The organism is Streptomyces sp. NBC_00094 (genome assembly GCF_026343125.1).
Lineage (GTDB): Bacteria > Actinomycetota > Actinomycetes > Streptomycetales > Streptomycetaceae > Streptomyces.
In genome coordinates, this window is record NZ_JAPEMB010000001.1 from 7981852 (window position 1) to 8001270 (window position 19419).

Sequence of the window (19419 nt, forward strand, 5' to 3'; positions counted from 1 at the left end):
GTCCGTGAGTGGTCGAGCTCCCGGTCATGGCGATTAAGGCGGCCATGCCGGTGTCTCGCGGCCGCTGGTCGGCGCGCATGGTGGGTCCCCCTGTGCTCTGCTGGTCAGCGGCCGGGACACCGGCCACTGTGGTCCAGTCCAGGTTCCCTCGCGGTGCTGACGTCCCGCTGGCGTCGCGCTAACGTTCCGCTGCCGCCGTTCGGACTCCCCCCATTTCCCCCTGACATCCCTTCTCCCGTGTGGATCACGTCACGTGAGACCGGGCCGACACACCCCCGTACCACCCGCTCAACTTGCGGCGGTACCGAACCACTTCGGCAGGTGGGCGAGGAGATCTCCCTGGTCGTCACCGACCCATGCCACATGACCGTCCGGCCGCAACAGGAGCGCGGGGGCGTCCAGTTCCTCGCCGGTGCCGACGACATCCACGACGTGGTCGACCCGGTCGGCCCAGCCCTCCACGGAGAGCCGACCGCCCGTCTGATCGAGCAGGAGCCCGCGGCCGCCGTGCATCAGCTCGTACAGGCGCCCTCCCTGCTTCAGCTGCAGGTCCCGCATCCGCAGGCCGAGCAGTGCGTGACCCTCTCCGACGTCGTAGCGGACGCTGACCGCGTTGATCGACTCGGTCACGTACCGGTTGACCTCCTCGAAGTCCAGGAGTGTCGAGAACAGCTCCCGCAGCGCCTTCGCGCCCGGACTGTCCTCCAGGAGCACGCCCTGCGCGAGGGTGCTGGTCAGCACACGGTGGCCTTCCGGGTGCCGCTCGGCGTGATAGCTGTCGAGGAGGCCCTCCGGCGCCCAGCCGTTCACCTGGGCCGCCAGCTTCCAGCCGAGGTTGAACGCGTCCTGCACGCCGAGGTTGAGTCCCTGCCCGCCGGTCGGCGGATGGATGTGCGCCGCGTCGCCGGCCAGGAGCACCCGGCCGACCCGGTAGCGCTCCGCCAGCCGGCTCGCGTCGCCGAACCGGGAGAGCCAGTGCGGCGAGTGCGCGCCGAAGTCGGTACCCGCGACCTCCCGGAGCCGCTGCGTGAACTCCTCCAGGGTCGGCGTGGTCGGGCGGTCCTCGCTCACGTCCGCGGCGGGCACGATGACGCGGTACGTCCCGTCCCCGTTGGGGATGGTGCCGAACCGGACCTGGGTCTTGCGGACCTCCGCCGTCACCGCGGCCACCGTCGAGGGGTCCTCGGCGAGCTCCATCTCGCCGAGCAGCGTCTCGTTCCTGGCCGGTTCACCGGGGAAGCCGACGCCGAGCAGCTTGCGGACCGTACTGCGGCCGCCGTCGCAGCCGACGAGGTAGCGGGACCGCAGCCGGGTTCCGTCGGCGAGCTCGGCGGTCACCCCGTCCTCGTCCTGGCTCAGCCCGACCAGCTCGCTCCCGCGCCGGATCTCGACGCCGAGCTCGACGGCGTGCTCGGTGAGAAGCCGCTCGGTCACCGTCTGCGGGAGCAGGAGACCGTACGGGTGCGCCGTGTCCACCTGGTCCGGCCACGGCTTGGTGATGGCGGAGAAGAGCGCGCCGACCGAGAACGGTTCGCCGGCGGCGCGGAACCGGTCGAGCAGGCCGCGCTGGTCCATCACCTCGACGCTGCGCACGTGGATGCCGCGCGCACGCTGCTGCGCGGTCGGTTCGGTCAACTTCTCCAGTACGACGACGTGGACGCCGTGCAGCCGCAGTTCGGCGGCCAGCATCAGTCCGGTCGGTCCGCCGCCGGCAATGAGTACGTCGAGCATCATGAATATCCATTTCCGCAGTCCAGGCTTGGCCCGCTGATTCTGCGTCAGACCCGGGGCCTTGCCGCAAGTCCCCCCGTGGGCTATACCAAGGGCACTGTTAGCGGTTTCACCTCCCCTGATGTGGCCTCGCTCATGCTCATGGGCGAGGCTGGAACCCATGGAGATCAGAACGGGCCGCAGGAGCGATGCGACCGAGGTTGCCGCACTGCATGCCGAGAGTTGGCGTACGGCCTATGCGGGAATCATGCCCAGCAGTTTCTTGACCGGCCCTCTCCTCGAGAATCGACTGGAGCTTTGGCGCGGCCGACTTGACGAGCCGCATCCAGGGGCGGCGCTGTTCGTGATGGAAGGGGCGCCTGAAATAGAGGGTTTCGCGTATGTGATTCCTCAATCCGATGGTCGGCTCTTGTTGGACAACCTGCACGCTAGGCCGGGCCGCACCGGGTCCGGGTTCGGGGGCCGGCTGCTGTCGCACGCCTTGGCGTGGGCGGCCGATGAACACCCAGGCAGCGCGGTCTACCTGGAAGTGCTGCGCGCCAATACTCGCGCCATCGCCTTCTACGAGCGGCATGGTGCCCTTCGTACCGACGAGCGTGTCTGCCGGTTCGAGCAGGGCTTTGAGCTGCCCGAGCTCGAATACACCTGGCCTGTCGCCTCATCCGTGTAGGCGAGCATGGCGTGCACTCCTGGGGAGGGTCAGGGAGCCCTCCCCAGCACTTGACGCTTCCGCGTGCTCGCGCAGTCCTGGGACGAGCATCCGGATTACCGCGAGGAATGGCGCCCTTAGATCCGAGTCGAAGGTCTCCTCGGCCGCCCCGACGGCGACGTGACGGGGTGCCTTCCCCTCGTGGAAGGGGCGTTGTCAGTGCCGTGAGCAAGGATGTTCCTCATGACGACCCCTTCCGCCCTTGAGGCGTTCTCCAGCATGTCCGGCACCTCCGAGGCGTCCGGCCGTGCCGCGTACGAGGCCGCTCTCGACCACCTGCGCGAGGCGTCCCGTACGTACTACGGCGCGGGCTACAGCCTCATGGACGACGTCACGTACGACCGGCTGCGGCTGGAGGTGAAGGCCTGGGAGGAGCGCCACCCCGACGCCGTCGGCCCGGGGTCGCCCACCGACCAGGTCGCGGACGGCGCCGCTCCCACCGGAGACGTCGCGCACACCACGCGGCTGCTCAGCCTCGACAACGTCTTCACCCCCGAGGAACTCGCGGCCTGGGGCGCCTCGCTCAAGCGCCGCCTGGGCCACGAGCCGACGGGCGGCTTCACCGTCGAACCGAAGATGGACGGCGCGGCCATCGCCGCCCGCTACCGCGACGGACGTCTCGTGCAGGTCATCACCCGGGGCGACGGCACGCAGGGCGAGGACGTCAGCCACGTCATCGGCACCATCGTCGGCCTTCCCGAGCAGCTGCCCCTCCCCGTCACCTTCGAGGCCCGGGGCGAAGTCCTCTTCACCCAGCAGCAGTTCGAGGAGGCGAACGAACTGCGTACCGCGCACGGCGGCGCCGTCTTCGCCAACCCGCGCAACGGCGCGGCGGGCACCCTGCGGGCCAAGGACCGTCCGTACCAGCCGACGATGACGTTCTGGGCGTACGGCGCGGTCGAACTCGACGGCGAGGGCGAGGCGTTCCTCCCCGCCGGGGCCACGCACGCCGAGACGCTGGCCGCGGTGGCGCGGGCAGGCGTGGGGACGACGGCCGAGACCCCGGCCGGACTGCACGTCGTCGACACCCTCGACGAGGCACGGCGGAAGGTCGACGAGATCGCCGCCATGCGCGCCCGGCTGCCCTTCGGCATCGACGGCGTCGTCATCAAGGCCGACAGCGTCGCCGAGCAGACGGCCGTGGGAGTCGGCAGCCGCTTCCCGTACTGGGCCGTCGCCTACAAACTCCCCGCCGTCGAGCGGCAGACCGTGCTCCGGGACGTGATCTGGGAGGTGGGCCGGACGGGCGTGCTCGCACCCACCGCCGTGCTCGCCCCGGTGGAGCTCGACGGATCCACGGTCACCCGCGCCACCCTGCTTCTGTCGGGGAGCGCGATTCTGCGCGGCTGAGTGAGTCTCAATCGGTGCAGCTCAGATGCCTTACGCGTCGGAGGTTATCGAGTGCAACAGATGTTGTGCAAGAGTGTCACGCTAACCCCGAGAAGATGGTCGACTGCTCGACTGACGTCACCTCAGCCTCTCTTCCTCTGGTGTAGATTCCATCGGTTGCTGGGGGGCAGCAGGAGGACCGTTGGCGGCTCGACAGGGTGCCCGCTGACCGCGGCTACGACCGCAATAGATCAACGCCTGGTCCAGGCGAAGGGCATCACACCTGTCATCGCCAGGCTGTCCGGACTCGGAGCCCACCGCTGGATGGTCGGGCGGGCCATCGCCTGACTGCCACCTTCGCCGAGGACAACGCGACCCATCCCTGGCCGCCACCTCCAACGTCCTTGCGCGCCCTATCAGACCCTGGCGTGGCGCCCAGCGACGTGAAGATCAGCAGTCACATGGCTACTCTGAGAGGAGAGGGCCGCGAGGTCCTGGAAGTCAGACCGATGGTACGCGGCGCCGCCTTACCAACGGCATCCGAGGCCGAGCCATGGAATATCAAAAGCTAGCTCCGCTGCTTAGGATTGCCTACAAGGAGTACCTTGATGGGGATGTTCAAACTCTAAGAAGGCGATCCAATGCTCTAGGTTTCGCACACGTCGATGAAGCTATCGAGAATTCTCTGATGCTCATTTCTCTGGAGTGCGATCCGGGCGCCTCCCTTGATGAGCTCTGCGACGACTTTGGATTAATCCTACGGCGCGGCAGCGGTGCGTCCATACGCACGGGAATAGCACCCATCAGCTCCATCTCTGCCATTACTGACTCCCCGAGCGTGAGGTACGTCGCCTCTTCGCCGCCGCTGCGATCCAAAATAGATGATGCAGCCAGAACGATTGGGATTAATCCCTTAAGAGGCAGAGGCGATAACCCCGACCTGGATGGATCGAATGTCATCGTCGGGATCATTGACTCGGGGATTGATGCAGGCCACCCGGCCTTTCAGGGGCGAATCGACAGGGTCTGGGATCAGAGCGTCCCCGGGGATGGCGTCCCAGGGGCAGCCTATGGAGTCGAGCTGACAGGACCTCAAATCCACCAGTGCAGGGACGTCGACGGGCACGGGACACATGTGGCTGGAATTGCAGCTGGCGCCGGCCTCTATCTCGGCGTCGCACCTGCTGCGCGGCTTGTGATCGTAAAGTTGCCCGAGGTGAAGTCTGGCAATATGCTGCTAGATGGAGTCGACTACATTTTCAGGTATGCCGACCAGGTCGAGATGCCTGCCGTAGTTAACATAAGCCTCGGTAATCACTTTGGCCCCCACGATGGCACAAGCCACTTCTCAGGGCGAGTCAACGAACTGACCGAGGAGGGGCGAATTATTTGCTGTGCGGCAGGAAATGAGGGCCTCGATGTCATTCATTCTGGGCCGACGCTTGTGGATGGAAAAGTCAGCGACGTATATCTGCACCCAGTTAAGGGCGATACTTATGTTTCCGGGTGGTACTCCGCAGAGGACGACATAGGCGTGTCAGTAGTATCCCCTTCTGGGGGTACCACTGACATCGAGCATGGGCAATACTCTGCCAGCGCCTGGACGTTTCCCGATGGGACGGTGGAAATTTCCCGGGGAGATGGCCCGGGTGGCGATCGTAGTATTGAGCTAGTTTTTAAGAACGTCAGGCCTCACGATTTTATGGGCACGCAAGTCGTTTGGAACATTCGCCTACACGGCCGGGCAATTAGAAAAGGTCGAGTCGATCTTTGGGTGGAAGACGAAGGTGGGTCGCGATTCGCTGGACCTGACGCAAACTCATCCATGACGGTGTGTCAACCTGCTGACGCAAACTCCGCCGTTGCTGTTGCTGCATACACGACGAAAGTTGGGTGGACTAGCGCCAACGGCGCACGAATGAAAGCCAGGTTCAAACTTAACGACGTCTGCGATTTCAGCAGCGAGGGGCCGCGTCGCGATGGTGCTAGCAAGCCAGATGTGACAGCCCCTGGGGCGGTAATAGTTTCTTGCCGTTCGAACCATGCTCAGATGGATGCACATAGCGTGATTGACGCCGAGCATTGCGTTATGTACGGAACCAGCATGGCGGCCCCGTTTGTCTCAGGAGCCGTGGCCCTCATGCTGCAGGCGGACCCAACGCTTGCCCCTGCGGCTGTCATCAGTAAGCTTAGTGCCCTCAGCTCCGTGCCTGCCCATCCATCAGGCACGTTCCACCCTAAGTGGGGGTATGGGCTTGTGGATCTATCCCAAATCTGAGGGGCTAGACGTGAGTCAGGGGAAGCTCAGGGGGCGGCTGCGGCTAGCGTTGATGTCTCCCGCAGATGCCAGCGATGACCGGCTGCTGGTCTACATTGAGCTTGCAGACGTTCCGTCCCCTGAGCAGGTTGCTTTGCTGCGCCAGGTTGGCGCCACCGGAACGATCGAGGGCCACAAGATCATTACCGCGTCGATGAGCAAGGGCGAGATCGAGCCCCTCTCCCGCGAGCCGTGGGTGATATCAATATCACTCTCCGAAATGCTGCGGATGCTTTCTTCCGAGCCGGCCAGTCACTCGGCTACTTGAGAGCCGGGACGTCTCCTGCCCGCTCATTAGGTGGTCTGGCCGCTGCAACTGATCTTCGGGCTCTGGAGACCTGTGGATGGTCACGCATGGCGCGTCCAGTGAATCAGACCACGTAGCTTCGCATAGTAGTCACACACCGTCTCCAGGGCGAAGATGATGTGATCATCGGGCACTGCTGGCCTGGGTCGAGTCGACGGCCGTGGACCTGGGTGGAGAGCTGAGAGGGACGCCTCCCCAATGACGGGAGGCGTCCTCTGGTGGTCAGCCAGCCTGGTTGAGGGCTCGAGTCAGTTCGCGGTTGGTGGACCGGGCTGCGTCCAGATCCTCCACGGCCTCATCGAGCTTGAGCTTGAGGTCTCCCCTTTCCTGCTCAAGTTGGACGATTCTCTGCTGGAGCTTGTCTACGCCGTCGGGGGCACCGAGTCCGGATTCGCTCCAGGTCTGCTCGCCCATGAGCTGCGACAGCCGCTGCTCCAAGAGGCCGATCCGGCCCATCAGTCTTGCGTTGCGCTCATTCGCGGCGGCCAGATCGGCCATCAAGGAGGCCCGTGAGACCCCGGCTCCCTTCACAGCGCCTTCGGCAGGGCTCTGCTCAGCTGTATGGATCTGTGTCAGCAGGTCGCGGTGGCGGTAGAGGAACGTGCGGTCAACGCCCGCGCGTCGGGCCACTGCGGTCACCGATACCTCCTCGCCCGCGGCCTGGAGGTCGCGAAGCGACTGCTCGACCCGAGTGCGGCGGCGCTCGGTGTCGGCCTGCCGGCCGCGGACCATGGCGTCCGTGCGGGGGGAGCCGGTCTTGCTCATCGGTCAGGGCCTCTCCGGTCGAACGTCCGGCAACGGCTGGCGGACGCTGGGCATGCCGAGCATGACAGCCCTACTCTTGCGGATCGTCACCATCGCCTCCTGCACCTGGTCCTGTTCGTCTGGCGCGAGCTCGGCCAGCGTGTCCTTCACGTTCGCGACCAGCCGCCGGACCCGCCGGATCTCCTCGTGCGAGGGCATCGCCTCCGCCTTGGCCCACTCGTCAGCCGTGGTCATCGCGGCGATCCGCTCGCGGGTCTGCAGCAAGCTCGACAGATACGTCTCCAGCTCGGGCAAGTACGACACGTCGGTGCTGAAGTGGTCGCAGCCCGCGCAGCGGAACCGGATCGGGCAGTCGCCCCCGCCCGCCTGGACGTTGGATGGCTCGCTGCATCGGCCGAACGGCACCGCGACCGCTTCCAGGTTCTGCCGCACGTGCTCAGAGTCCAGCAGCTGCTTCGCCTCCCGCCAGATACGGTTGCCGTGGCGGTCGAAGTGGAACCTGGCGACCGCGTCCACCGCCTTGCGAGTCCGCTCCTCGGTGATCCGGTAGTACCGGCGCGTCGACTCCAGAAGATCATGGTTCATGAGCTTGCGGAGCTGGTCGATCGGCACTCCCGCGTCTGCGTGCCGCTGGGCATAGCTGTGCCGGTAGGCGTACATCACGACCTTGGACCGATCGAACTCTGTTTTGCCGTCCTCCAGCAGCAGCAGCGGCGGCATAGCGGCCACCCAGTCGACGTGCCGGTCGCCGACCGTGCCCATCGCGATGGACTTGGTGCCGCGCGGGTTGCGGATCGGCGCCGGCAACAGTGCGAGTTTGGCTGTCGGCGTGTCCGGGAACCGTTCGCGAACCCGCTGCTGTTGGGCTCGGATCAGGTCAGCGGTCGCCTGCACGATGGGCAGTCGCAGACCGAGCCGCTTGCACTTGTATGTTCGTCCAGATCAGCTCGAACTTCCCCGTCGAGTCGGTGACCAGGCAGTCCCACTCCAGTGTGCAGATCTCATCGGGCCGCCGCCCAGTATCGATCATCAAGTCGATGGCCACCCTGACTTCGGGCGAAGACATCTTCTCCAGGACGTCCAGGTATCCACAGACTTGCCGCATCACCCCTGGCGGTAGGTCCCGGGGCTTCTTGCGCTTGTCCTCCTTGGGGATGTCCACAGCGCGCAGGGCGAAGTCCTCTGAGACGCCGGCCATTGGCCCGCCTGGGCGGGTCGCGCCCAGAGCCCGGGTGCCGTTCAGGACTTTGCGCAGCATCCGGCAGGTATTCCGGCGCAGGTTCTCTGTCATGTCGTCGTCCTGGCGGCTCACCTGGAAGGTCAGTCGGCCCAGGAAGTTCTCGATGTCTGCCCGAGCCAGGCCAGTCGCCACGTCACCGCGGTCCTCGCGGTGGGCACGCAGGCTCGTCGACAGCCGCCCGGCCGAGTTGATGTGGGCCTGCAGGAACCGGGTGGCGCTCTTGCCGTGGTGGCGGGGCAGCTCGTCGACGGTCCACATCATCACTGCCTCACGCAGCCACCCCTGGCTGATGCAGGTGAAGTCCAGCACCCCTCGATGCCCCCACGCCCGCGCGTCCCAGCGGTCGGGTTTGCGTCGCTCCACCTCGGGGTCCAGTAGTGCGTGCACCACATGGTCCCGCAGCAACCGAGTGTTGAGCGCTGCGGTGTTCTTCCGGTCCGGGCCGATGTCCTCGGGGAGGCTCATCAGCGACGTCAACTCCTGGCGGCGAATCCAGTTGACCGCCGACCGCAGGATGTGGGGCGGGACCTTGATCTCGTGTCCGATGCGTTCCTGCAGAGCGAACAGCACTTGGGCCACCACCAGTGGAGCCAGCCCCAGCAGGGGCACCTCCCCGGGATACGACGGCGCCGGGGCCTCCGTCCGCACCCACCGTGCTTCGTCGGCTGCCTCCGGCTCGCCGTCCCGCACGAGCCGCTTCCACTTGGTCATGTGTGCCTGGCAGTACGGACTTGTCGTCAGTTCCCGCTCTCGCAGGCACGCGACCACCCCGCAACTCCCCAGCGGAGGCATCGGTTTGACCGACGGATGAGCGAAGAACTCCTCCTGCGGCAAGCCGAGTTTGCGGAACCGGCTGCGATGCGGCCCGCACAGTTTGGCAACTGAACTGGCCCACATCCGCGCGCAGCTGGGAACCGCACAGCGCTGCCGTGGCTGCTTCTTCTCGGCTGCCTGACTGACCAGGAAGTCCTCCATCGAGAGCTTGGATCGGTTCCAGCTCTTCTGGCAGGAGTGGCACAACCCCGACAAAAGGGTCGCCCCCGCCTCGCACTGAGAGTTGACGCACGGAGCCCACGCCAGAAGGGTGTGGCCCGGCTTGATGACCAGCGTCTGCCGGTCCTCGTCCCAGCCAGCCTCGGCCAAGAACTGCGGGTCCAAGCGCGCTCTGAAGCGTTCCAGCTCCGGCGAGGAGGTATACGACGCTTCCACGCCATGAACAGTGCCAGCCCTCATCGCTGCACCTGCGTGTCTGTGTCCAGCAGGCGCGGAGACGGGACCCGCTCGACGGCCGCACGCAGCCGTTGGGGATCCGGATGCAGATAGGGAGCAAGCGATTCGGGCGACTCATGGCCCATCAGCTCCGACAACTCGTCCCACTCCGCGCCCGCATCTCGGGCGTTGCTGGCGAAGGCGTGGCGGAGTTGGTGGGGTCGGACCCTTCGCGCCAGGCCGGCCCGTTCGCTGAGTGCGGTCAGCAGTTCGTTCACGGCCCGCGGTGGCATCGGCGCCCCCAGCGGAGCCCGGAACAGGTTCACGAGCACGAAGTCGCATGCCGCAGCTGCCCGGCAGGCCAGCCGCTCCATGGCGTAGTGGTCGTGAGCCCGCACCAGCAATCCGTCGACGGGCACGACACGCTCGCGTCGGGACTTCGCCCACGCTCCGTTCGGGTTCAACTCCCGCCGCACCACATGCAGGTGGGCTCGGGAGACCTGGCAGCCCAGCGAGGAGGAGTCGAGCAGAAAATGCATGTCCTCCCGCCGCAAGCCCACCAGCTCACCCCGCCGCAGACCGGAACGGGCCATGAGCAGGATCATCAGCCGGTCACGGGCCGACCGACAGGCTCGAAGCAGTGCCACGATCTCCTCATCGCTCGCCCGGTCCACCGGCCGCTTCGGTTCCTTCATGCGATGCCGGGCCCCGAGCCGCAGTTCCGTCCCGGCGTTCTCTCCCCGAGCCACGGCCGGCAAATCCGCCGTCGACGCAAGATCGAACAGCACGGGAAGCACCCATCCCGGGGCGTCCTTGTGCGTGACAGCCTCCGCGACCATCCCCCGCACTGCGGTCAACACTGCATTGACGCGCTTCTCGCTCCGGGCCGGCTTCGCGCCAGGACCGAGCATCAGCGCCGCCCCCAACGACGGCTCGACACCGGAGACTGATTTTGGCGCGTACCGCAGCCACGTCATGAACAGGCCCAGATCCGGCGCCGCGGTCCGCCAGTCGCGATCCGTGCGTGCGCACCAGCGCAGGAACAGTGCAAGCGCGTACGCGTACGTCTCCGTCGTCGACTCGGCCCCGTTCTTCCCGAAGCGCACGTGCCGCAGAAACCTGTCCGCAGCCGCCACCGGGACCAACGACTCGTCCAACACGGTCCAGTACCGCTGCCCTGACGGCAGGGTCACCGCGAATGCTCTCACCTGGTGTTCTCCCTCGCGTGGTGTACGTCTCGCAACGTGAGCTACACCTACACAAAGGTGTTGCGTACAGACCCTGTAGAGACTCCCATGCCACGTCACACCACAGAGCAGTGGCCCCTACAAAACCCTGCACAACCCGGCCGACATCCTGCGGCGCGACCTCCACCTCGGCGACACCGTGACCGTCCACAAGGCCGGCGACATCATCCCGCGTGTCCAGGCCGTCGTCGTCGAACTCCGCCCGCAGGACGCCACGCCGGTCCCGCTGCCCGAGCAGTGCCCCCACTGCGGCGGGGACATCGACAGGAGCCAGGAGCGGTGGCGCTGCGCGAAGGGCACCGCCTGCGCGCTCGCGCCGCTGATCGAATACGCCGCCGGGCGCGACATCCTCGACATCGACGGTCTGGGCAGGAAGTACGTCGACGCACTCATCGCCGGCGGGGACGTGCAGGACGTCGCCGACCTGTTCACCCTCACCGAGCAGCAGCTCACCGCCGCTTCCGGCAGCGCCAAGCGGGGCGCGAAGCTGGCCGAGCAGATCGAGCTCGCCAAGTCCCGCCCCCTCAGCCGGGTCTTCTGCGCACTGGGCATACCCGGCACGGGCCGCAGCATGTCCCGCCGCGTCGCCGCCCACTTCGGCACCATGGAGGCCATCCGGGCGGCCGACGCGGAGACCCTGCAGGACGTCGAGGGCATCGGCACCGAGAAGGCCCCGGTCATCGTCGAGCAGGTCGCCGCACTCGCCCCGGTGATCGACAAGCTGATCGCGGCCGGCGTCACCATGACGGAGCCGCGGCAGCCGGCGTCCGAGCAGTCCGCCGAGGGCCCGCTCACCGGCGCGACGGTCGTCGTCACTGGCAGGATGACCGGACCGCTCGACGGCTGGGGGCGCTCCGAGATGGGCGCGCTCATCGAGAAGGCGGGCGGCCGAGTGGGCAGCGGCGTCAACTCCCGGACCACCTATCTGGTCGCCGCCCCGTCAGCGAGCGGCAAGCCGAGCTCGAAGGCGGTCAAGGCCCAGGAGATCGGCGTCGAGGTCCTCACCCCGGAGGCCTTCGCCGCGCTCACCGCCGCCTACCTGGACTGAGTACGCGGAGCGCGGCCGACGGGCCCGCCCGGCACCGGCGGACGATCACGCACGGCCGAGGGCCCCCATGCCAGAATGAGGACCTCTTCGTTCGTCCCGCGGTCCGTTCGCCCGCCGTCGTGCCCCGGACACCGGCCCCACCCCACCGAGGTTCCCGTGACCAGACCCGTTGCCCGTCAGCCGCTGCGGCGCAATGCGCGGTCCAACCGGGCGCGCATCCTGGCCACGGCCCGGCGGGAGCTCGGACGGAACCCGGACATCACCCTGGAGGAGCTGGCGCGGGCCTCGGGAGTCGTACGGCGCACGCTCTTCGGCCACTTCCCCGGGCGTGAGGCCCTGTTGGAGGCCCTCGCCGAGGAGGCGTCCGAGACGCTGCGGAGTGCGCTGACGGCCGGTGCGCGGCCGGGGGAGCCGGCCGACCGGGCGCTCGGGCACTTCGTGTTCTCGATGTGGCCCGTGGGGGACCGTTACCGGATGCTGCTGGCGCTGGCCCGACGCGACCTGGGCGCCGAGCGTGTGGCCGAGATCCTGGCCCCGGCCCGCGCCGTGTGCACGGCCATCCTGGAGCGGGGCCAGCGGGACGGAGTCTTCCCGGCACACCTTCCGCCCGCCGTGATGAGCGCCGGGCTGGAAGGCCTGATGGTCGCGCTCCTGGAGGCGGTCAACACCGGGGAGCTGACGGACGCGGGGGCCCCGGTCGCCGTTGCCGTACTCGTCGCCGCCGGTGTGCCGGAGGAGAAGGCGCGTGTCGTGGTCGACGACATGGCGCCGGTGGCGCTCCCGGAGATGCCCGCCGCCGAGTGATCCGCGGCCGGCCCGGCCGTGGGATCCGCCCGTTGTCGCCCCAGCCCCGACCCATCCGCCCGCTGTCGACTCTGCCCCGGCCCATCCGCCCACTGTCGACTCAGCCCCGACCCATCCGCCCGCTGTCGCCCCATCCCGGCTCATCCGCACCCAGTCGACTCCCTGCCCCGGCCCATACGGCCGGGGCAGAGTCGTTCTCGGCCGCCTCGGCGAAGGGGAGGAACGCGAGTCACCTTATTTGCACGTCCATGGGCAACGAATTAGTCTGCTCATCAATGGGCAATTAACTCGTGCCGCTAGGAGCCCCCCATGCCACCCTTCCTGAACACCCCCGTCGAGAAATCGGCCGGGCCGTACGCGCGGCGCTGGTGGGCCCTGCTGGTCCTGTGTCTGAGCCTGCTGATCGTCGTCATGGCGAACACGTCGCTGATCGTCGCGGCCCCGGACATGACACGGGACCTCGGTCTCAGCAGCAGCGACCTGCAGTGGGTCATCGACGGATACACCGTCCCGTACGCGGCGCTGATGCTGGTCCTCGGCTCGATCGGCGACAAGTACAGCCGCCGAGGTGCTCTCGTCACCGGCCTCGTGGTCTTCGCGGCCGGTTCCGTGCTGGGCAGCCTCGTCCACGAGACCTCGCTGGTCATCCTCGCCAGGGCGGTCATGGGCATCGGCGCCGCCGTCGTCATGCCGGCGACCCTGTCCCTGCTGGTCGCGACGTTTCCCCGGCGCGAGCGCGCCCGGGCCATCACGGTCTGGACCGCCACCTCGGGACTGGCCATCGCCGTCGGCCCGCTGGTCGCCGGCTGGCTCCTGGAGGACCACGGCTGGGGCTCCACGTTCCTGATCAACGTCCCCATCGCGGTCCTCGCCGTCGTCGGCGCGCTCTTCCTGGTGCCTCCGTCGAAGGCGCAGGGCATGGGACGGATCGACTACGTGGGCGGACTCCTGTCCATCGTCTCCGTCGGGGCCCTGGTCTACGCGACCATCGAGGGCCCGCACTTCGGCTGGGGCGCCGGCCCGGTCACCGCCGCCGCGGTGGCGGCCGTGGGCCTGGTGGCCTTCGTCCGGTGGGAGTTGCGACACCCGCACCCCATGCTCGACGTCCGGAAGTTCCGGACGCGCTCCTTCAGCGGCTCCATGCTGGCGGTGCTGTTCTTCTTCTTCGGCACCTTCGGTGCGATCTACTACGCGACGCAGTTCCTGCAGTTCGTCCTCGGCTACGGAGCGCTCGAAACCGGTGTACGGCTGCTGCCCCTGGCCGGAGCCGTGTTCGTCGGCGCGGCGGCGACCGGCCGCCTGACGCCGAAGCTGGGAATGAAGGTCACGGTCGTGGCCGGCATGGCGATCGGCACGGCGGGCGTCTTCCTGCTCACGGCGATCGACACGGGCTCGACGTACGCCGACTTCCTGGCGCCGATGACGATGCTGGGACTGGCGATCGGACTGAGCGTCTCGCCCGCCACGGACACCATCATGAGCTCCTTCCCCGAGTCGGAGCTGGGGGTCGGCGGGGGAGCCAACGACACCGCGCTGGAGCTCGGCGGCTCACTCGGCATCGCGGTGCTGGGCTCCCTGCTCGGTACGGCCTACCGGGATGAGCTGGCCGACCTGGTCGGCAACCGCCTCCCCGCCGCCGCGCTCCACACGGCCCAGGACTCCGTCGGCGCCGGTCTCGCGGTCGCGGAGCGGGTCGCCCAGGACCCGGCCGCGGGACCTGAGCAGGCCCAGGCCCTCGTCGGCGCGGTGCACGAGTCCTTCGCCCACGGCGTCGCCGCGACCAGCCTCGTCGGCGGGATCATCATGGCCGTCGGCACCTTCATCGTCCTCGCCGTCCTGCCCGGCCGCCGGGGCGCGGCGCAGGACCGGCCCGAGGGCGAGGCGGCGGAGCGGGACGCCGGGCACGTGGACTTCACGGCGCCGGCCGCGCGTTAGCCCTTCGTACGACCGCGCGGAGTTCACGGCGCCGGCCGCGCGCCAGCCCTTCGTACGACCGCGTCGAGCTGGGCGCCTGCGCTGTCCAGGAGCATCTCCAGGGCCGCCGGATAGGCGCTGTGGTTCATGCGCGCGGCCAGCAGGTCGGCGGTGGCGGCGATGTGCGGGTGCGAGGCCTCCGGCACCTGGGCGTAGGCCGATTCCCACATGCGCTCGTCCGCCTCCCGGGCGGCCGCGGGCAGGGCGAGCGAGGCCGCGTCCAGGGCCGCGAAGGCGAGGCTCTGGTCGATGAAGGTGTGGTAGATCCGTACGGCGTCGCGGTCGGGGAACCCCGCGGTACGCAGCACGGCGAGGATGGCCTCGTCCGCGGCGATCTCCTGCTCCCGCCCCGTCACACGGCTGGCGGTCAGCACGGCCGCCTGGGGGTGGGCGAGGTACGCGCGGTGAATGCGCAGGCCGAGCCGGCGCAGGTCCTCGCGCCAGTCACCGGTGGCCTTCCAGCCGTTCAGGGCCCGCCCGATCAGTTCCGCGCCGATGGCCAGGGTCAGGTCGTCCATGCCCGCGAAGTACCGGTACAGGGTGCTGGGATCGGCGCCGAGCGCGAGACCGAGGCGGCGGGCGGTGAGCCCCGCGCCGCCGTGCTCGGCCAGCATCCGCAGGGCCGTCTCCACGATCAGCCGTTCCGAGAGCACGGCGCCGTTCTTCGTCGGACGCCGCCGTCGCCGTGCCGACTCCGGCACCACCTGCTTGCCCATGACATGCCCGCCCTTCCCGTCGGACCCGCACCTTATGCCAACGCCATAGACGTTAGCGAGGGGCGAGGGGTTTCATCACCTGCACCAGAGGTCACAGCCTCGGAGAGGGAGATTCCTGTCATGCGTGTACTGCTCGTCGGCGCCGGTGGAGTGGGCACCGCGATCACCCGGATCGCGGCCCGCCGTACGTTCTTCGACCACATGGTCGTCGCCGACTACGACCTCGCCCGTGCGGAGGCGGCCGTCGCCGCCCTGGAGGACGGCGGATCCCGGTTCAGCGCCTGCCGAACGGACGCCTCCGACGAGGCGGCCGTCGCCGCCCTCCTCCGGGAGCAGCGCTGCGACGTCCTCCTCAACGCCACCGACCCGCGCTTCGTCATGCCCCTGTTCAACGCCGCCGCCTCGGCGGGCGCGCACTACCTCGACATGGCGATGTCGCTGTCGAAGCCGCACGCCGAGCGGCCGTACGAGCTGTGCGGGGTCAAGCTCGGCGACGCGCAGTTCGAGCAGGCCGAGCAGTGGGAGAAGGCCGGCCGGCTCGCGCTGGTCGGCATGGGTGTCGAACCCGGTATGTCGGACGTCTTCGCCCGCTACGCGGCGGACGAGCTCTTCGACACCATCGAGGAGATCGGCATCCGTGACGGCGCCAACCTCACGGTCGAGGGGTACGACTTCGCGCCGTCGTTCAACATCTGGACGACCATCGAGGAATGCCTCAACCCGCCCGTCGTCTACGAGGCCGACCGTGGCTGGTTCACCACCGAGCCGTTCAGCGAGCCCGAGGTCTTCGACTTCCCGGAGGGCATCGGCCCCGTCGAGTGCGTGAACGTCGAACACGAGGAGGTCCTGCTCGTACCGCGCTGGATCGACGCGGCACGGGTCACGTTCAAGTACGGGCTCGGTGAGGACTTCATCGGCAAGCTCAAGACCCTCCGCGCACTGGGCCTGGACGGCACCACCCCCGTCACGGTGGCCACGGACCTCGGCCCGGCGAAGGTCTCGCCCCGCGACCTCGTGGCGGCGGTGCTGCCGGACCCGGCGACCCTGGGCGACCGGATGACGGGCAAGACCTGCGCGGGCACCTGGGTCAAGGGAGTCAAGGACGGCGAGCCCCGCGAGGTCTACCTCTACCACGTCGTCGACAACCAGTGGTCGATGAGCGAGTACGGATGCCAGGCCGTCGTGTGGCAGACCGCGGTCAACCCTGTGGTCGCCCTGGAGCTGCTGGCCTCCGGCGTCTGGTCCCGGTCCGGCGTCCTCGGCCCGGAGGCCTTCGACCCGCGCCCCTTCCTGGAGCTGCTCACCGCGTACGGATCACCCTGGGGCATGCGCGAGCAGTGACACCGGCCGTTCCCTCTTCCCCCGCCCGCGGCCACGACGGACCGGAGCGTCACGCTCCGGTGGTACGTGACGCCGTGGCGGGTGGTCGTAGGCTGAATCCGCACGCGACGCAGACGGGCAGGAGGCCTCAGGTGGCAGGGACGACGGAGGCCGGGACGACGGTCGCCGAGGTGCTGGCCGAACTGGCCGCGCTGGAGGACCCGCGGGCCCGCGAGGTGAACGAGCGGCACGGTGACGATCACGGGGTGAACCTCGGTAAGCTGCGCGCGCTCGCGAAGCGGCTGAAGACCCAGCAGGAGCTCGCGCGCGGGCTCTGGGAGACCGGCGACACCGCGGCGCGCCTGCTCGCGCTCCTGATCTGCCGCCCGAAGGCCTTCGAGCGGGACGAGCTGGACGCCATGGTGCGTGAGGCGCGCACGCCCAAGGTGCACGACTGGCTCGTGAACTACGTGGTGAAGAAGAACCCGCACGCAGAAGAGCTGCGCCTGGCCTGGTCCGCCGATCCGGATCCCGTGGTCGCGAGCGCCGGCTGGACGCTGACCACCGAGCGTGTGGCGAAGAAGCCCGAGGGTCTCGACCTCGAAGGACTGCTCGACGTCATCGAGGCGGAGATGAAGGACGCCCCGGACCGCCTGCAGTGGGCGATGAACCACTGCCTGGCCCGGATCGGGATCGAGCACGCCGAGCACCGCGCCCGCGCGATCGACATCGGCGAGCGCCTGCAGGTACTCAAGGACTACCCGACCTCCCCGGGCTGCACGTCACCGTTCGCTCCCGTCTGGATCAGCGAGATGGTGCGCAGGGGGAGCGCGTAGGACGCGCGGAGCGCCCGGATCGGCCGCTGCGGCGGCCACCCGGGCGCTGGTCAGCGAGCGACGGCCTCCGCCGTGACGCTCGCCGTGACCGCCGTTGCCATGACCTCCGTCGCCATGACCACGGCCACGCCGGCGGCTGTCAGCCGGTGCGGCCGGGGGTCTCGCCGGTCTTGTCCGTGATCCCGCGTGCCAGGATGGCGGTGGTGGCGGTCACCTGGCCGGACGATGCCCACGGCATGTCCTGGACCATGACGCCTCGCTCACCGAGGAATTCCAGGGTCTTCTTGTCGAAGATCCATTCGGTGCGCTCGCCGGCGTGGACGCGGGCGACGGCGACACCGTGGCGGCCGGCCGCGTCCACGGAGTCGTCGACGACGGTGACGCCGGGGATCCTGGCCGCGGCCTTGTACAGGGCGGCACTGACCTTCGGCGGCGCCAGCTGCTCGCGCAGCAGGTCACCGATCGTCACGAACGCCATCTGGTCGGGCCCGGGCCCCGAGCCCTTGGTCTCCGCGTAGATCTTCTCGAGCAGCGCGTCGGGGTCGGTGGGCAGCGACTCCAGGTAGCGGTACGTAGGGCTGTTGAGGGTCGGCGCGGGGTTGCCGACCGGATGGTCGGAGACGGGCCGGCCGGCCTTGTCCACCTCGTCGGCCAGCACGATGTTCTTGCCCCTCTCGCGGAGCAGGCCGGGGACGCTTCCGTCGACCGAGAGCCAGATCTTCCGGCTGTGCGGCGTGTCCAGACGCATGACGGTCTCGTCCGCGCTCTGGCTGGACCAGGCCACCGTGCTGGAGACGTAGACGTACTGGTCGTCGCGGACGGCGGGCGCGGGCCTCGCCGCGGCGACGGTGGCGATGCGGTCCAGCAGCACCGCTGCCGGCGTCGCCTGGCCACCCGTCCTGCCGGAGGCCGAGCCGGAGCTGTCGGGGGTGACGGCGGCGAGCGGGTCGGCGCCGGGCCGCGGGTCGAGCTGACCGCCCGTCGCCAGCGTGACGGCCAGGGCACCCGCGGCGAGCGGGACGGCGGCGATCGTCAGACGGCGGACCCCGAAGCGGGGCTTGGCGGCGGCGGGAGCGGCGTCCTGCCGGAACTCGCGCAGCAGCTGGTCCTTGAGGAGCTGATGGTGGCGGCCGGGCCGTTCCCGCTCGGCCGGGACCGGCAACAGCCGGGCGATCTCGTCGTGTTCGGCCGGGGTGGGCCGGGGCGGGGTGGTGCTCATCGGGCGTCCTCCTGGGTGGGCCGGACCGCGGGGACGCGGTCACCATCTATCTGTCCGCGACCCGGATCCGAGTTCCCGGTCCGTGACGAGAGGCCGGTGGCGGCGGCGTACTTGTGGAGCTTCTTGCGCGCGCGCGAGAGGCGCGAGCGGACGGTTCCCACAGGGATGTCCAGCGCCTCGGCGGCGGCCGCGTAGTCGAGACCGGACCAGATGCAGAGGGCGACCACCTCGCGTTCCGGGCGTCTCAGCCGGGAGAGCGCCCCCTGCAGCGCCGCCACCCGGCCGGCGTCGTCGATCCGGCCGACCAGCTCCTCGGCGAAGTCGGGGAACACCTCCTCGCGCGGCAGGCGGTGCAGGGCGGCCTCGTGGCGACGGGCGGCCCTGCGTGTGTTCCGTACGACGTTGGTCGCGATCCCGAGCAGCCACGGGCGCAGGGACCCTCCGTCAGGGTCCACCGACTGCCGCAGCCGCCAGGCTTCCAGGAACGTCAGCGACAGCACGTCCTCGGCGGCCGACCAGTCGCCGGTCAGTCGGAAGGCGTGGTTGTGCACCGCCCTGGCGTACTCGTCGAAGAGGGACCCGAACGCATCGGAGTCTCCCGCTCGTATTCGGGCCCGCACACTCATCTCCATATCAGCGGACTGTCCG

Annotated in this window: 17 protein-coding genes and 1 pseudogene; 10 read left to right on the forward strand and 8 right to left on the reverse strand. The window is 68.7% G+C overall.

What is annotated here, in order from left to right:
* Positions 1 to 288 precede the first annotated feature (288 nt).
* A complete protein-coding gene (gene rox / locus OG580_RS35190) occupies positions 289 to 1731 on the reverse strand; it encodes a rifampin monooxygenase (RefSeq protein WP_267048231.1) in 1443 nt (480 codons plus the stop codon).
* 160 nt (positions 1732 to 1891) lie between these two features.
* Between rox and OG580_RS35195 the strand changes: the two genes are divergently transcribed.
* From OG580_RS35195 to OG580_RS35210, 5 genes and pseudogenes are all read left to right on the forward strand, one after another.
* A complete protein-coding gene (locus OG580_RS35195; protein ID WP_267047713.1) occupies positions 1892 to 2401 on the forward strand; it encodes a GNAT family N-acetyltransferase in 510 nt (169 codons plus the stop codon).
* A 60-nt stretch (positions 2402 to 2461) separates the two neighbouring features.
* Positions 2462 to 2521: pseudogene (locus OG580_RS36300) on the forward strand (DUF6221 family protein); the annotation flags it as partial.
* Between the two features lie 102 nt (positions 2522 to 2623).
* Positions 2624 to 3790, forward strand: a complete 1167-nt coding sequence (locus OG580_RS35200) for a hypothetical protein (protein ID WP_267047714.1) — start codon at positions 2624 to 2626, stop codon at positions 3788 to 3790.
* A 532-nt stretch (positions 3791 to 4322) separates the two neighbouring features.
* Positions 4323 to 6047 carry a S8 family serine peptidase gene (locus tag OG580_RS35205; RefSeq protein ID WP_267047715.1) on the forward strand — a complete coding sequence of 575 codons (1725 nt, stop codon included), beginning with the start codon at positions 4323 to 4325 and terminating at the stop codon, positions 6045 to 6047.
* 10 nt (positions 6048 to 6057) lie between these two features.
* Positions 6058 to 6354 (forward strand): hypothetical protein, encoded by a 297-nt coding sequence (locus OG580_RS35210; RefSeq protein WP_267047716.1) that lies wholly within the window; start codon positions 6058 to 6060, stop codon positions 6352 to 6354.
* A gap of 261 nt (positions 6355 to 6615) precedes the next feature.
* Here the strand turns inward: OG580_RS35210 and OG580_RS35215 are convergent, their stop codons facing one another.
* Genes OG580_RS35215 through OG580_RS35230 form a run of 4 tightly spaced genes read right to left on the reverse strand, consistent with a single transcriptional unit; the run spans position 6616 to position 10815 of the window.
* Positions 6616 to 7158, reverse strand: a complete 543-nt coding sequence (locus tag OG580_RS35215) for a DUF6262 family protein (RefSeq protein ID WP_267047717.1) — start codon at positions 7156 to 7158, stop codon at positions 6616 to 6618.
* Positions 7159 to 7161: 3 nt separating this feature from the next.
* Complete coding sequence (locus OG580_RS35220; RefSeq protein ID WP_267047718.1) at positions 7162 to 8052, reverse strand: hypothetical protein; 891 nt, start codon at positions 8050 to 8052, stop codon at positions 7162 to 7164.
* Entirely contained in the window at positions 8036 to 9607 is a 1572-nt protein-coding gene (locus tag OG580_RS35225) for a hypothetical protein (protein ID WP_267047719.1), read from the reverse strand. Before OG580_RS35225 ends, OG580_RS35220 begins: the two co-directional genes overlap by 17 nt.
* Before the next feature lie 20 nt (positions 9608 to 9627).
* Positions 9628 to 10815, reverse strand: a complete 1188-nt coding sequence (locus OG580_RS35230) for a tyrosine-type recombinase/integrase (RefSeq protein ID WP_267047720.1) — start codon at positions 10813 to 10815, stop codon at positions 9628 to 9630.
* Between the two features lie 127 nt (positions 10816 to 10942).
* Between OG580_RS35230 and OG580_RS35235 the strand changes: the two genes are divergently transcribed.
* From OG580_RS35235 to OG580_RS35245, 3 genes are all read left to right on the forward strand, one after another.
* On the forward strand, positions 10943 to 11902 hold the full coding sequence (locus OG580_RS35235; protein WP_267048232.1) for a helix-hairpin-helix domain-containing protein: 960 nt from the start codon (positions 10943 to 10945) through the stop codon (positions 11900 to 11902).
* Positions 11903 to 12058: 156 nt separating this feature from the next.
* Complete coding sequence (locus tag OG580_RS35240; RefSeq protein WP_267047721.1) at positions 12059 to 12706, forward strand: TetR/AcrR family transcriptional regulator; 648 nt, start codon at positions 12059 to 12061, stop codon at positions 12704 to 12706.
* Positions 12707 to 13015: 309 nt separating this feature from the next.
* Positions 13016 to 14641 carry an MFS transporter gene (locus OG580_RS35245; protein ID WP_267047722.1) on the forward strand — a complete coding sequence of 542 codons (1626 nt, stop codon included), beginning with the start codon at positions 13016 to 13018 and terminating at the stop codon, positions 14639 to 14641.
* Positions 14642 to 14664: 23 nt separating this feature from the next.
* Here OG580_RS35245 and OG580_RS35250 read toward each other — a convergent pair whose 3' ends face one another.
* Positions 14665 to 15396: a TetR/AcrR family transcriptional regulator gene (locus OG580_RS35250; protein ID WP_267047723.1), complete on the reverse strand. Its 732-nt coding sequence runs from the start codon at positions 15394 to 15396 to the stop codon at positions 14665 to 14667.
* Positions 15397 to 15516: 120 nt separating this feature from the next.
* Between OG580_RS35250 and OG580_RS35255 the strand changes: the two genes are divergently transcribed.
* Together OG580_RS35255 and OG580_RS35260 are read left to right on the forward strand one after the other, a co-directional pair.
* Positions 15517 to 16737: a saccharopine dehydrogenase family protein gene (locus tag OG580_RS35255; protein ID WP_267047724.1), complete on the forward strand. Its 1221-nt coding sequence runs from the start codon at positions 15517 to 15519 to the stop codon at positions 16735 to 16737.
* A gap of 131 nt (positions 16738 to 16868) precedes the next feature.
* Positions 16869 to 17552, forward strand: a complete 684-nt coding sequence (locus OG580_RS35260) for a DNA alkylation repair protein (RefSeq protein ID WP_267047725.1) — start codon at positions 16869 to 16871, stop codon at positions 17550 to 17552.
* 139 nt (positions 17553 to 17691) lie between these two features.
* Here the strand turns inward: OG580_RS35260 and OG580_RS35265 are convergent, their stop codons facing one another.
* Positions 17692 to 18771, reverse strand: coding sequence for a CU044_5270 family protein (locus OG580_RS35265; protein WP_267047726.1), 1080 nt, complete (start codon positions 18769 to 18771; stop codon positions 17692 to 17694).
* Positions 18768 to 19403 (reverse strand): RNA polymerase sigma factor, encoded by a 636-nt coding sequence (locus OG580_RS35270; RefSeq protein ID WP_267047727.1) that lies wholly within the window; start codon positions 19401 to 19403, stop codon positions 18768 to 18770. The genes OG580_RS35265 and OG580_RS35270 overlap by 4 nt, the downstream gene beginning before the upstream one ends.
* Positions 19404 to 19419 lie beyond the last annotated feature (16 nt).